Source organism: Roseovarius sp. (assembly GCF_018066915.1).
Taxonomy (GTDB): domain Bacteria; phylum Pseudomonadota; class Alphaproteobacteria; order Rhodobacterales; family Rhodobacteraceae; genus Roseovarius.
The window spans coordinates 1-12,578 of the sequence record NZ_JAGPVV010000016.1 but is presented as its reverse complement, the minus strand read 5'-3'; the positions used below and the strand labels follow the sequence as shown (position 1 = coordinate 12,578).

Below are 12,578 nucleotides of genomic sequence, written 5' to 3'. Positions count from 1 at the left end.
AGCTGAGCGTATGAACATCACCCTGCGACAGCTAAGCTATTTCAAGGCGCTTGCCGAACAGCGCAATTTCGGGCGTGCGGCGGAGGTGGTCAACATCTCGCAACCGGCACTCTCGGTGCAGATCAAGGAGTTGGAGACGACACTTGGTCAAAAGCTGGTGGAGCGGCGTGCGCGGGATGTGGTGCTGACCCCCTTTGGCCGCCTGATTCTGGCGCATGCGCAGCGGGTTCTGGACGAGATGCAGGCGCTGAGCGAAGCGGCGCGGTGGCAGGGGGGGCTGGCGGGGCGTCTGTCGCTTGGGATCATTCCGACCATCGCGCCCTATATCCTGCCCGGCGTGCTGGAGGCGCTGCGCAGTCGCGACATCTCGCTTGATGTGCAGGTGCGCGAGGCCAAGACCGACCAGTTGATCGCGGATATCCAGAGTGGGCAGCTTGATGCCGCGATTCTGGCGCGGCCGGTCGGGGCCGAGGGGCTGCGCGAGCGGTTGCTCTTTGAGGATCGGTTCTTGCTGGCGGGAACGGCGGTGCGGCTGGCCGTGCTCGGGCAGGGGGCCGAGGCGCTGCGTCCGACCTCGTTGGCGCATAGCCCGCTCTTGCTGCTGGAAGAGGGGCATTGCCTGACCGATCAGGCGCTCGAAGTCTGTGGGCGCGGGCGCGGGCATGCGCAGATTGACATGGGCGCCTCGTCGCTTGGCACGTTGTCACGGCTGGTGGCGGCGGGATTCGGCCTGACCTTGATGCCCGAAATTGCCGCGGCGACCGAGGTGCGGGCGGCCCCGGGCATCCATCTGCGCCGGTTTGATCCACCAGAGCCCGCCCGCCAGATCGTGCTGGTGCGCCGTCAGAGCACGCAAGACGAGGTCTGGTTCGAGAAACTGGCCGAAGTGCTGGAAACCGTCGGTGCCGCGCTCATTGCGCTCGCGCGGGCGGAGGTGCCGGAAACCACCGCTATAACGCGGCCTGCGCCGCAACGGGCGCAGGCCGACATTTACAGGGACACTCACTAAGCGCGATGGACACTCGTTACCCATGGTGCAGACGTCAGGATGTAACGCTGCGTGACTGGCACTCTCCATCGCTATGGCTTATACTATCCAAGCCTTACCAAATCATTCGCGGGGAAAAATTCGTGCGCGATCTCAAACTTCCGGACCAACGCCATCCTGAAAAGGCGCATCGCCCCGATAACGCCCAGCCGCGCAAACCAGACTGGATCCGGGTCAAAGCACCGACCAGCAAAGCCTATTTCGAAACGCACCGGATCATGCGCGAACACAAGCTGGTGACGGTTTGTGAAGAGGCGGGCTGTCCCAATGCCGGCGAATGTTGGAGCCAGGGGCATGCGACCATGATGATCATGGGCGAGATTTGCACGCGCGGCTGCACCTTTTGCAATGTGGCCACCGGCAAGCCGCAAACCCTCGATGCGTTCGAGCCAGGGCGCGTGGCCGATGCCGTGTCCAAGCTGGGCTTGAAACATGTGGTCGTGACCAGCGTGGACCGCGACGACCTTGCGGATGGCGGGGCCGAGCATTTTGCCCAGACCATTCGCGCGATCCGCCACCGGGCGCCGGGGACGACGATCGAGATTCTGACGCCCGATTTCCTGCATTGCGACGCGGGCGCGCTGGAAACCGTGGTGGCGGCCAAGCCGGATGTGTTCAATCACAACCTCGAAACCGTGCCCGGTCTCTATCCGACGGTGCGGCCAGGTGCGCGGTATTTCCATTCCTTGCGTCTCTTGCAGAGGGTCAAGGAGTTGGACCCGACGATGTTTACCAAGTCGGGGATCATGGTGGGGCTTGGCGAGGATCGGCAATCTGTGCATCAGGTGATGGACGATATGCGCGCCGCAGGAATCGATTTCCTGACCATCGGCCAATATCTGCAACCGACGCCCAAGCATCATGCCGTCGACCGTTTCGTGTATCCGGATGAATTCGCCGCCTATGAAAAGGCGGCCTATGGCAAAGGCTTTTTGATGGTGTCGGCCAGTCCGCTCACGCGGTCGAGCTATCATGCGGGGGATGATTTTGCCCGGTTGCAAGCGGCGCGAAACGCGAAATTCGCCTGAAGGGGCGATGTCGGGCGGCACGCTGGACTAGAAAACAAAAGAACCGGCCACTGGGCCGGTTTTCTTATGCCTGAATGTCAGGAGTTTAGGGTCAACGACCCCAGGTGCGGACCGGACCACAATCCATATGCACGAAATTGCTGCCGGAATAGCGCCCGACGCCACCGCCACCGCAGGCCACGCCCGCGCGGTAAATCTGGCTGACCGAACGGCTGCCGAGACGCAGATCGGCGGCTTCGCCGACCATATGGAGAGAGTTGCGCGCCACGCCGCTCGACCGGCTGCGCAGCATGGCATTGGTCTGGGGGCTGCGGTAGCCACTCAGGAGAGTATAGGGCTCGGACGCATCGAGCAGATTGTGGCTGGCAGCCATGATGTCGATGGTGCGAATGTCGATGTCGCGGATCTGATTGGTGCGCCAGTCGCGCATGAACAGAGAAATCTCGCGCACCGCTTCCTTGAGATAATCGCCCTCGATCCAGTAGATTGTATCGAGCCGTTCACCCGTGCGGGGCGATACCAGTCGGATGCGGCGGATATCGCCCGCGCCGCGCAAGAAGCCGGCCGCGTTGGAGAAGGTCGGTGCCGCAGCAACCGCTGTTGCGGCGAACGCCAGCAATACGCCACGCCGCGAGATCCCAGTTCCACTGATTTCTGTCATTGTTTCAATCGCCTGTCCCGTAGCCTACATTTTGTTGCTGTCCCGCAACATTGCCGTTCATCCCCCGATGTGCCGTTTTTATGGCACAGCAGGAATCAATGACCAAGCCCTGATTTTCTGTGCCATTCAACTTTCAAGTCCTTTCGGCGAGATTTCGCGCATAATTTTTCCGATGTGGCCAGAATGCGCATCCGGCGCAGCATTTTCGCCGCAGTCACGCGCTTGTCGTCGAATGTGACAGGGAATCCTTAGGAAAAAATTGAGAAGGGCAGGATATCGCGCATATAGTTTCCTGAGTTGACCCCGTGATCCAGAGGTAGGAAGAATGAATTTGGCGTTTGGCCACCCGCGTATCCGCGATCTTTTCCGAATTGTGCCGGTCGTTCTGAGCGTCTTGTGCGTTCTGCCTGCATGGAGCGTGCCAGCCGCAGCGCAAGAGGCGGCATTTCGGCAGGCGGTGGCAGAGGCGGCGGCCGAGGATCGTGATCTTGCCACGTTCTATCAGGATCAGACCTATCGCCCGGTTTGGACCGGCGAGAGTGCCGAGCATCGCGCGCGGCGTCAGGCCTTGGTTCAGGTTCTGGCGCGGGTCGGGGTGCATGGGCTGCCTGCGGACCGCTATGACCTTGACGGGTTGATGTCGGCCATGGCCGAAGCGCGGTCGCAGCGGGATCTGGGCCAGGTCGAGGTCGCCCTCAGCCAAGCCTATCTGCGCTATGCGCGCGACGTGCAATCTGGGGTTCTGGTACCCTCTGAGGTGGATGGTGACATCAAGCGCGAGGTGGTGCGCCGTGATACGGCCGCGCTGATGGCGGGTCTCCTCACGGATGAGCCAGCCCGCGCGATGCGCAAACTGCCACCGCAGAGCAATGAGTACGCGCGCCTCCTCAAGCAAAAGCTGCGGCTGGAGCACCTGATAACGGAAGGCGGGTGGGGCCCCACGGTGTCAGCGGAAAAACTGCGCCCCGGTGACAGTGGACCTGCGGTCATTTCTCTGCGCAACCGGCTGATCGCGATGGGCTATCTCGCGCGCAGCGCGGCGCAAACCTATGACATGCGGCTGCAACAGGCCGTGCAGGCGTTTCAGACCGATCACGGGCTTGAGCCCGATGGTGTTGCGGGGACGACGACGCTTGCGGCGCTCAACATGCCCGCGACCGAGCGGCTCAAGTCGGTGATCGTCGCGATGGAGCGCGAACGCTGGCTGAGCGAAGAGCGGGGCCAGCGGCATATCCTCGTCAATCTCACGGATTTCAGCGCGCGCATTCTCGATAATGACGCGGTCACATTCGCGACCCGCGCCGTCATCGGCAAGAATGACCAGAACCGCCGCAGCCCCGAATTCTCGGACGAGATGGAGCATATGGTCATCAACCCGACCTGGCACGTGCCCTATTCCATCGCGGTCAACGAGTATCTGCCGCAGATGCAGCGCAATCCGGGGGCGGCATCGCATCTCAAGCTCTACAATCGCAATGGGCGCGAGGTGAGCCGGGGGGCGGTCAATTTCGGTGCCTATAACGCGCGCAATTTCCCCTTTGCGATCAAGCAGCCGCCGTCAGAGCGCAATGCGCTTGGGCTGGTCAAGTTCATGTTCCCCAACAAATACAACATCTATCTGCATGACACGCCGCAAAAGGCCCTGTTCGATATGGAGAAGCGCGATTTCAGCCATGGCTGCATCCGCCTGCACCAGCCGTTCGATTTTGCCTACGCGCTCTTGGCGCGGCAGGAAAGCGATCCCAAGGCGTTCTTTCAATCCGTGCTGGACACCGGGCGTGAAACCTATGTGCAACTGGAAGAGCATGTGCCGGTACACATCATCTATCGCACCGCCTTTACACAGGCGCAGGGGCGGCCGCAGTATCGGGGTGATGTCTATGGGCGCGACGCCCGGATCTGGAGTGCTCTGGAAAAGGCCGGTGTATCTCTGGACGCGCCGCAGGGCTGAGGCCTGAGGCAACGCAGTTTGAGGGTCCGTGTCGCTCGGCGCGGACCTTTTTCTATGGGACATCCTGTGATAGCGCAGATCGTGCGCCGCAACGCCGCGTCTGTGTGCCGTGAAAAGATTGTCTGCGCGCGGCACCGATCTTAAATAAACTGTTACAAAACCGACGCAGAAGACCAGCATCCGCCCGGCCCCCGGGCGACAGAACGAAAGACCTCACCATGAGCAGCATTCAGGACCGTGTCATCGCCATCATCGCCGAACAGGCCGTGCTTGAGCCTGCGGATGTCACCCTCGACAGCACGCCAGAGGATCTGGGGATCGACAGCCTCGGGCTGGTTGAGAGCATTTTCGCCATCGAAGAGGCGTTCGACATTTCCGTGCCCTTCAATGCCAACAATCCCGCCGAGAGCGATTTCGACATTTCCTCGGTGCGCACGATCATCGCGGGGATCGAGCGGCTGGTCGCGGAGCAATCGTGAAACGCGTTGTCATTACCGGGGCGGGCACGATCAACGCGCTTGGCGCCGATGTGCCCAGCACGCTCGAAGCGATGCGCGAGGGGCGTTGTGGCATTACCGATCTGGAATTTCAGGATGTCGAGCGTCTGTCGATTCGCATCGGCGGACAGGTCAAGAATTACGATCCCGAAGCCCAGTTCAACCGCCAGCAACTGGCACTCTATGACCGCTTTACCCAATTCACCCTGATCGCGGCGCGGCAGGCGATGGCGCAGGCGGGATTGGAGTTTTCCGGCGAACTGGCGGCGCGGGCAGGGGTGATTCTTGGCAATTCGGGCGGCGGTATGACCACGCTCGATGAGAATTATCGCTCTGTCTATGAAGAGGGCAAGAACCGGGTGCATCCCTTTGTCGTGCCCAAGCTCATGAATAATGCCGCGGCCTCGCATCTGTCGATGGAGTTCAATCTCAAGGGGCCGACATTTACCGTGTCCACGGCCTGTGCCTCGTCCAATCACGCAATGGCGCAGGCGTTTCAGATGGTGCATGGCGGCATCACGCCGGTGATGATCACCGGCGGGTCCGAGTCGATGCTGTGCTTTGGCGGGGTCAAGGCGTGGGAGGGCTTGCGCGTCATGAGCCGCGATGCCTGCCGCCCGTTTTCCGCCAATCGCAACGGCATGGTGCAGGGCGAGGGGGCGGCGATCTTTGTCTTTGAGGAGCTGGAGCACGCCAAGCGGCGCGGGGCCGAGATCATGGCCGAGGTGGCGGGCTTTGCCATGACGTCGGATGCGTCCGACATCGTCATGCCGTCCAAGCAGGGGGCGGCGCGGGCCATCACCGGCGCGCTCAACGATGCCAAGATCAACCGCGAGGAAGTGGGCTATATCAATGCCCATGGCACCGGCACGGCGGCCAATGACAAGACCGAAAGTGCGGCGGTTGCGGATGTGTTCGGCCATCATGCCGATCGGCTGATGATTTCCTCGACCAAATCCATGCATGCGCATTTGATCGGCGGCACCGGGGCGGTGGAACTGCTCGCCTGTATCATGGCGCTGCGCGACGGGATCATCGCGCCTACCATCGGCTACGAGGAACCGGACCCGGAATGTGCGCTTGACGTCGTGCCCAACGTGGCGCGTGAGGCGCGCGTCAACGTGGCGCTGAGCAATGCCTTTGCCTTTGGCGGGCTCAACGCGGTGCTCGCGCTCAAGCGTTTTGCCTGAGATCTGAGACGCAAAACGCCGCCCCGAGGGGCGGCGTTGGTGGTGATCCGTTCGAGGCGCTTACTGCTGGAGCACAGAGGCTTCTTCATAGGCGGCGGTAAATCCCTTGAGCGACGCGTCGATCTTGACCTTCTGATCGGGGGCTTGTGCCGGGACGATTTCAATTGTCACCTTCACGCCGCGCTTCATGGTGTCGATATCCTGCTGTGTCAGGCCAATGCGCGCGAAACAGCCCGCCATGGTGCAGAACGAATAAGCATAGCTCTTGGCATTGGCGCCATCGACCGAAAGCTTGATCTCTTCGGTCAGAAGCGTGCCGAGAGGGGCCGCAATCGTGGCCCCGGCGACCACCGGCCCGCCTTCCGGCAGGCGGTAGATGGTGAATTCGGCAACCGGATTGCCGGCGCTCTCGGTCAGCAGTTGATACATCTGGCAGAGATCGTCTTGCCCTTCCACGCCGGTGCGAAAGCATTTGATCTGCCAATCGTCATGGGTGGCTTTGATATAGGCGGGGTCTTCTTGCACCGGGCGTCCAGTGTCGAGGCCGACGCTGGGGGTCTCGGCTTCCGGCTGTGCGGCCTCTGCCTCTGCCTCTGCCTCTGCCGGGGCTGCGGGCGCGGGTTGGGTCGCCTCTTGTGCGCTCAGGGCGCCACCCATTGCGAGAAACGCCACAATCGAAAAGCTGGTCAGTAGTTTAAGCATCATTTCCCCATATCGGTCTATGTTTCCGCCGCGCTTTAGCATGGCGGGCGCGCAGAGTCAGGATCAAAACCGCATTTCTGGCACGCCGCCAGCAGCTTTACGCCATCTTGTAACCTGCCGTGAGCATATGGGCGGCAGAATTTGCAGCAGGCACAAAAAGAAAGAGGCCTTGCGGCCTCTTCCTGCGTTTCTCCCCGTCGGACTGGCCGACTTAGTTATTGATCGGGACGCTAGGACAGATGCGCGCACCCGTCAACAGGGAAGGTCGCAAAATTGCGAAAAAAGGCCGCACCCGAGGGGCGCGGCCAGTCTGACAGGGAGGAAGTCACCCAAAACCAGAGGACAATCGGTTTCGGGGATGAATTCACACTGGCATGAAAGGGTTAAATAAGTATGGTCAGCCCGTGATCTTTTCTGGACAGGGGGTGTGAGGGTGCAGACTTCGATTTTCGTCGGCGGCGGTGGCGTGGACTATGCCGAGCCTCAGGAACTCTTGCTGAAATACGGCAATCGTCATGGTCTCGTCGCGGGCGCGACGGGCACCGGCAAGACGGTGACGCTGCAAGTGCTGGCCGAAGGGTTTTCGGACGCGGGCGTGCCGGTGATCCTGTCGGATATCAAGGGCGATGTCTCGGGCATGGCGGTGGCGGGCAGCCCGGACACCAAATTGCACGGGCCGTTCATGGAACGCGCGCAGAAAATCGGCTTTGACGGGTTTCGCTATGATGCCTTCCCGGTGATCTTCTGGGACCTTTTCGGCGAGCAGGGGCATCCCGTGCGCACGACGCTGTCCGAAATGGGGCCGCTTTTGCTGTCGCGGCTGATGAGCCTCTCGGACGCGCAAGAGGGCGTGCTCAACATCGCGTTTCGCGTGGCCGACGAAGAGGGGCTGCCGCTACTTGACCTCAAGGACCTGCAGGCGCTGCTGACATGGGTGGGCCAGAACAGCGCCGATCTGTCGCTGCGCTATGGCAATGTCGGGGTGTCCTCGGTCGGGGCCATTCAACGCGCGCTTCTGGTGCTGGAAAATCAAGGGGGCGCGCATTTCTTTGGAGAGCCTGCTCTGGCGCTTGAAGACCTGATGCGCGTGACGCCCGAGGGGCGCGGCTATGTCAATATTCTCGCTGCGGATCGGCTGATCAATTCGCCCCGCCTCTATGCGACCTTCTTGCTCTGGCTCTTGAGCGAGCTGTTCGAGACGCTGCCTGAGGTGGGCGATGTCGACAAGCCGAAGCTCGTGTTCTTCTTTGACGAGGCGCATCTCTTGTTCGAGGACGCGCCCAAGGCGCTTGTGGACAAGGTTGAGCAGGTGGCGCGGCTCATTCGGTCCAAGGGGGTGGGGGTTTATTTCATCACCCAGAACCCCGATGACGTGCCCGAGGATATCCTTGGCCAGCTTGGCAACCGGTTTCAGCACGCGCTGCGCGCCTTTACCGCGCGGGATCAAAAGGCGCTGAGCCGTGCCGCCGAGACCTATCGGCCCAATCCGCGCTTTGACACGGTCGAGGCGATCCGGGATGTGGGCGTGGGCGAGGCTGTGACCTCGATGCTGCAAAACAAGGGCGTGCCGGGTGTGGTGGAACGCACGCTCATTCGCCCACCCGCGACACAGCTTGGGCCTTGCGATGCTGCCAGGCGCCGCGCGGTGATTGCGGGATCACCCGTGGCGGGCAAATACGAGGTGGCGATTGATCGCCAGTCCGCCCATGAGATATTGGCGGCACGGGCCGAGGCCGCAGCGCAAGAGGCAGAAGAGGCCGAGGCAAAGATTGCCGCAGAGGCCGCCGCCGAAGAGGCAGAGGCCGCGCGCGAGCGCGAGTTCAAGGCCGCGCGGCGCTATTCCCCCGGTGCCTCGACCGGTCAGAGCCGCCGCGTGCGCGAACCCGACAGTCTCGGGGGGGCGCTTGCCTCGGCGGTGATGAAGGAATTGACCGGCACCACAGGACGCCGCATCGTGCGGGGCATCTTGGGCGGGCTCTTCAAGGGGCGCTGAGGCGCGCCCTCTCAGGGTTTGGCCGCGCGTTGCAGCATGCCAAAGAGGTCGCGGGGATCGTCCGGGTCGGCCAAAAGGTCGAGTTCCAGGAAAAGCTCGGTTCCCGCGATATGGTCGCGCACATAGCGTAGGGCCGAGAAATCCTCGATGGCAAAGCCCACGCTGTCAAAGAGCGTGATCTCATCTGTGCTGCTGCGCCCCTTGGCGGTGCCGTTGATCACCTGCCACATCTCGGTCACGGGGTGGTCCGGGGCAAGCTGCTGGATTTCGCCCTCGATCCGGGTCTGTTCGGGATATTCGACATAGATGGTCGAGCGGCGCAGCACGCCGGGGGCCAGTTCCGTCTTGCCCGGACAGTCGCCGCCGATGGCGTTGATATGCACACCCGCGCCGACCATGTTGTCGGTCAGGATGGTGGCATATTGCTTGTCCGCGGTGCAGGTGGTGATGATCTGCGCGCCTTCCATGCTTTCCTCGGGGGAGGAGCAACTGACCACCTCCAGCCCCAGACCGCGCAGGTTGCGGGCGGCCTTGGCGGTGGCGGCGGGGTCGATGTCATAGAGGCGCACGGATTTGAGGCCGCAGATGGCCTTCATCGCCAGCGTTTGAAACTCTGATTGCGCACCATTGCCGATCATCGCCATGGTATCGGCACCCTTGGGGGCCAGATACTTGGCCACCATCGCCGAGGTGGCCGCCGTGCGCAGCGCCGTGAGCACGGTCATCTCGGACAAGAGCACCGGATAGCCGTTGCCCACATTGGCCAAGAGGCCAAAGGCGGTGACGGTTTGGAGCCCCTCACGGGTATTCTTGGGGTGGCCATTCACATATTTGAAGCCGTAAACCTCGCCATCCGAGGTGGGCATGAGCTCGATCACGCCTTCTTCGGAATGGCTGGCGATGCGGGGGGTCTTGTCGAACAACTCCCACCGGCGGAAATCGGCCTCGATATAGTCGGCCAGACCGCGCAGCATCGGCTCGATCCCGATGTGATGCACCAGCTTCATCATGTTGTCGACAGAGACAAAAGGCACCAGAGCCTTGTGGGAGGGGGCAAGTGTCATCGTGGAAGTCCTCAGCTATAGGCTTGGGTCGGGCGGTCAAAGACGCGGCGGCCAAGGGCCGAGGCCGCGAGGTCAACCATCACCTGCGCCGTGCGCCCGCGTTCGTCGAGAAAGGGGTTGAGTTCCACGAGGTCGAGCGAGGTCATGAGCCCGCTGTCGCAGATCATCTCCATCGTCAGATGCGCCTCGCGGATCGTTACGCCGCCGGGCACGGTGGTGCCCACGGCGGGGGCAAAGATCGGGTCGATGAAATCGACATCAAGGCTGACATGCAGCGCGCCCCCCACAGCGGCAACGCGGTCAAGAAAGGCCGCGAGCGGGCGGGAAATCCCCTCTTCGTCGATCACCCGCATGTCGTGATAGCGGATGCGGCTGGCCTGAAGCGCCTCGCGCTCGGCCCGGTCCACGGAGCGCAGACCGAGGATGCAGATATTTTCCTCGGGCACCGGATGGGCCACCGGGGGAAAGCCGTGAAACCCGGCGCGACCCGTGACATAACCAAGCGGTGTGCCGTGCAAATTGCCCGACGCGGTGGTTTGCGGTGTGTGAAAATCGCTATGGGCATCGAGCCAGAGCACGAATTGCGGGCGCCCTATGGCGGCGGCATGTTTGGCCACGCCCGCGACAGACCCGAGCGAGAGGCTGTGATCGCCCCCCAGAAAAATCGGCAGCCCGTCCTGCATGGCGTCCTCTGCTGCCTGCATCAAGGTGGCCGTCCAGCCCGCCGTTTCCGCAGGGGCATGCACGTGCGCAGGCAGGGCAGGATCGACCGTGGCCGGGGCAGGGCAGAGATTGCCCAAGTCGCGCAAACTGTGCCCGAGATCGCCAAGCGCCTCTGCCAGCCCGGCGGTGCGATAGGCATCAGGACCCATCAGGCAGCCGCGCCGGTCCTTGCCGCTATCCACCGGGGCACCGATCAGAAGAATGGTTCGAGAGGTCATGGCAGGCTCGCGTCTTGGATCATCAAGTCTCAGGATGCTGCCGAATTGAGTTGATTTGAAGCGGTTGTTTTGCACAAATAGAGCAGTATTTGCGCAAATTGGATCAAGGGTTCTGCGAAATGGACGATGCCGACCAGAGATTGATTTCCATGCTGCGGCATGACGCGCGCGCCTCCTTGTCGGATCTGGCGATTGGGCTTGGCATGTCGCGCACCACGGTGCGATCTCGGATCGAGCGGTTGCGGGCCAGTGGGGCGATTGTCGGCTTTACCGTGGTCCTGCGCGGGGATGCCGCCCGCGATCCGGTGCGGGGCCTCATGATGCTGGGGATCGAGGGGCGCGGCACCGACCGCATCTTGCGCCAACTCAACGGGCTGAGTGCTGTGCGCGCGACCCATACCACCAATGGCCGGTGGGATGTGATCGTCGAGATCGGGACCGAGACACTCGAAGAGTTGGACAAGGTTCTGGCGCAGATTCGGCGGTTCGAGGGGATTGCCCAGTCCGAGACAAGTCTGCTCCTCAATACCTGGAAATCGGGGGCCTGACGCAGGTTCAGCGCGCGCGCAGGGCCATCAGCCAGAGTGCGGCCAACCCGAGCGACGCGAGCATGTTCCAACTGGCCATCGACAGGCCCAGCATTTCCCATGGCACCTGATCGCAGCGGACCAAGGGGGCCGCCATGATCTGTTCAAAGAGCGCATCGGTGCTGATCCCATCCGTGCCGGAGGACGAGCAACTGGTCGGACCCTGCCACCAGCCGCGCTCGACCCCGGTGTGATAGCCACCCAGAGCAGCAGTAGTGAGCGCCGCCAAGAAACCTGCAAGGCTGAAAAGGCGGGGCAGGGCAAAGAGGGCAGCAGCACCAAGCGCAATGGCGATGACATGCGGCCAGCGTTGCCAGATGCAGAGCTTGCAAGGCGCCATGCCGCCCAAATGCTGAAACCCGAGCGCGCCCAGCATGAGCGCTGCGGACCCGCCTGCGGCGAGGAGAATGAGGTGTTTCTGGCTCAGCTTCATCAAAAGAACCTCGTCGCGTAAAAGCCGCCAAAGAGCAGGACCACAAAGGCGATGGTCACGAGGCCAAGACGGCGCTCGATGAAATCGCGCACTGGTGCCCCGAATTTCCACAAGAGGGCCGCAACCAGAAAGAACCTGATGCCCCGCGCCAGAATCGAACTGGCGATGAACACGCCAAGCGGCATCGCGGTCCAACCCGACATGATGGTGATGACCTTGTAGGGAAAGGGCGTGATGCCGGCGGTCAAGACCGCCCAGAACCCGAAGTCGTTGAATCGCCCGCTGAATTCGGTCATCGCATCGCCCTTGCCGAGCGCTGCGAGGATCGGCTGGCCGATCTCCTGAAAGGCAAAAGCACCGATGGCATAGCCCAAAAGCCCACCCAGAACCGACGACACGAGCGCCACTGTCGCGATCAACCATGCCCGTGAAGGGCGGGCGAGGATCATCGGGATCATCAGCACATCGGGCGGAATCGGAAAA

The 12,578-nt window shown here is 62.2% G+C and carries 13 protein-coding genes; 7 read left to right on the top strand and 6 right to left on the bottom strand.

Annotated elements, in window-relative coordinates:
• Positions 1–10 precede the first annotated feature (10 nt).
• Positions 11–1,009: a hydrogen peroxide-inducible genes activator gene (locus tag KBT70_RS00830; protein ID WP_296627645.1), complete on the top strand. Its 999-nt coding sequence runs from the start codon at positions 11–13 to the stop codon at positions 1,007–1,009.
• A 122-nt stretch (positions 1,010–1,131) separates the two neighbouring features.
• Positions 1,132–2,076: a lipoyl synthase gene (gene lipA, locus KBT70_RS00825; protein WP_296627643.1), complete on the top strand. Its 945-nt coding sequence runs from the start codon at positions 1,132–1,134 to the stop codon at positions 2,074–2,076.
• A gap of 91 nt (positions 2,077–2,167) precedes the next feature.
• Here lipA and KBT70_RS00820 read toward each other — a convergent pair whose 3' ends face one another.
• A complete protein-coding gene (locus KBT70_RS00820) occupies positions 2,168–2,737 on the bottom strand; it encodes a DUF882 domain-containing protein (protein WP_296627641.1) in 570 nt (189 codons plus the stop codon).
• A 325-nt stretch (positions 2,738–3,062) separates the two neighbouring features.
• On the opposite strand from KBT70_RS00820, the gene KBT70_RS00815 reads away from it, so the two are divergent.
• From KBT70_RS00815 to KBT70_RS00805, 3 genes are all read left to right on the top strand, one after another.
• Positions 3,063–4,688: a L,D-transpeptidase family protein gene (locus KBT70_RS00815; RefSeq protein ID WP_296627638.1), complete on the top strand. Its 1,626-nt coding sequence runs from the start codon at positions 3,063–3,065 to the stop codon at positions 4,686–4,688.
• 218 nt (positions 4,689–4,906) lie between these two features.
• Positions 4,907–5,167, top strand: a complete 261-nt coding sequence (locus KBT70_RS00810) for an acyl carrier protein (protein WP_296627634.1) — start codon at positions 4,907–4,909, stop codon at positions 5,165–5,167.
• Positions 5,164–6,375: a beta-ketoacyl-[acyl-carrier-protein] synthase family protein gene (locus KBT70_RS00805; RefSeq protein ID WP_296627632.1), complete on the top strand. Its 1,212-nt coding sequence runs from the start codon at positions 5,164–5,166 to the stop codon at positions 6,373–6,375. The genes KBT70_RS00810 and KBT70_RS00805 overlap by 4 nt, the downstream gene beginning before the upstream one ends.
• Before the next feature lie 60 nt (positions 6,376–6,435).
• Here KBT70_RS00805 and KBT70_RS00800 read toward each other — a convergent pair whose 3' ends face one another.
• Positions 6,436–7,077, bottom strand: a complete 642-nt coding sequence (locus KBT70_RS00800; protein WP_296627692.1) for an invasion associated locus B family protein — start codon at positions 7,075–7,077, stop codon at positions 6,436–6,438.
• 433 nt (positions 7,078–7,510) lie between these two features.
• Here KBT70_RS00800 and KBT70_RS00795 point away from each other — a divergent pair, with 433 nt between their 5' ends.
• Positions 7,511–9,070, top strand: a complete 1,560-nt coding sequence (locus tag KBT70_RS00795) for a helicase HerA-like domain-containing protein (protein ID WP_296627630.1) — start codon at positions 7,511–7,513, stop codon at positions 9,068–9,070.
• Between the two features lie 11 nt (positions 9,071–9,081).
• Here the strand turns inward: KBT70_RS00795 and KBT70_RS00790 are convergent, their stop codons facing one another.
• Complete coding sequence (locus KBT70_RS00790) at positions 9,082–10,134, bottom strand: ornithine cyclodeaminase (RefSeq protein WP_296627627.1); 1,053 nt, start codon at positions 10,132–10,134, stop codon at positions 9,082–9,084.
• 11 nt (positions 10,135–10,145) lie between these two features.
• On the bottom strand, positions 10,146–11,075 hold the full coding sequence (rocF, locus tag KBT70_RS00785; RefSeq protein ID WP_296627624.1) for an arginase: 930 nt from the start codon (positions 11,073–11,075) through the stop codon (positions 10,146–10,148).
• Positions 11,076–11,194: 119 nt separating this feature from the next.
• Between rocF and KBT70_RS00780 the strand changes: the two genes are divergently transcribed.
• A complete protein-coding gene (locus tag KBT70_RS00780) occupies positions 11,195–11,623 on the top strand; it encodes an Lrp/AsnC family transcriptional regulator (RefSeq protein WP_296627622.1) in 429 nt (142 codons plus the stop codon).
• Between the two features lie 7 nt (positions 11,624–11,630).
• On the opposite strand, the gene KBT70_RS00775 is transcribed toward KBT70_RS00780, so the two are convergent.
• Together KBT70_RS00775 and KBT70_RS00770 are read right to left on the bottom strand one after the other, a co-directional pair.
• On the bottom strand, positions 11,631–12,095 hold the full coding sequence (locus tag KBT70_RS00775) for a disulfide bond formation protein B (RefSeq protein ID WP_296627619.1): 465 nt from the start codon (positions 12,093–12,095) through the stop codon (positions 11,631–11,633).
• Positions 12,095–12,578 (bottom strand): VTT domain-containing protein (locus KBT70_RS00770; protein WP_296627617.1); only part of this gene is annotated, 484 nt, incomplete at its 5' end. The genes KBT70_RS00770 and KBT70_RS00775, both read right to left, overlap by 1 nt.

Bases quoted from the DNA above. Each gene is read 5' to 3' on its own strand.
- KBT70_RS00815 (WP_296627638.1), top strand. From the start codon at position 3,063: ATGAATTTGGCGTTTGGCCACCCGCGTATCCGCGATCTTTTCCGAATT.
- KBT70_RS00800 (WP_296627692.1), bottom strand. From the start codon at position 7,077: ATGCTTAAACTACTGACCAGCTTTTCGATTGTGGCGTTTCTCGCAATG.
- KBT70_RS00790 (WP_296627627.1), bottom strand. From the start codon at position 10,134: ATGACACTTGCCCCCTCCCACAAGGCTCTGGTGCCTTTTGTCTCTGTC.
- KBT70_RS00775 (WP_296627619.1), bottom strand. From the start codon at position 12,095: ATGAAGCTGAGCCAGAAACACCTCATTCTCCTCGCCGCAGGCGGGTCC.
- KBT70_RS00830 (WP_296627645.1), top strand. From the start codon at position 11: ATGAACATCACCCTGCGACAGCTAAGCTATTTCAAGGCGCTTGCCGAA.
- KBT70_RS00780 (WP_296627622.1), top strand. From the start codon at position 11,195: ATGGACGATGCCGACCAGAGATTGATTTCCATGCTGCGGCATGACGCG.
- KBT70_RS00820 (WP_296627641.1), bottom strand. From the start codon at position 2,737: ATGACAGAAATCAGTGGAACTGGGATCTCGCGGCGTGGCGTATTGCTG.
- KBT70_RS00810 (WP_296627634.1), top strand. From the start codon at position 4,907: ATGAGCAGCATTCAGGACCGTGTCATCGCCATCATCGCCGAACAGGCC.
- rocF (WP_296627624.1), bottom strand. From the start codon at position 11,075: ATGACCTCTCGAACCATTCTTCTGATCGGTGCCCCGGTGGATAGCGGC.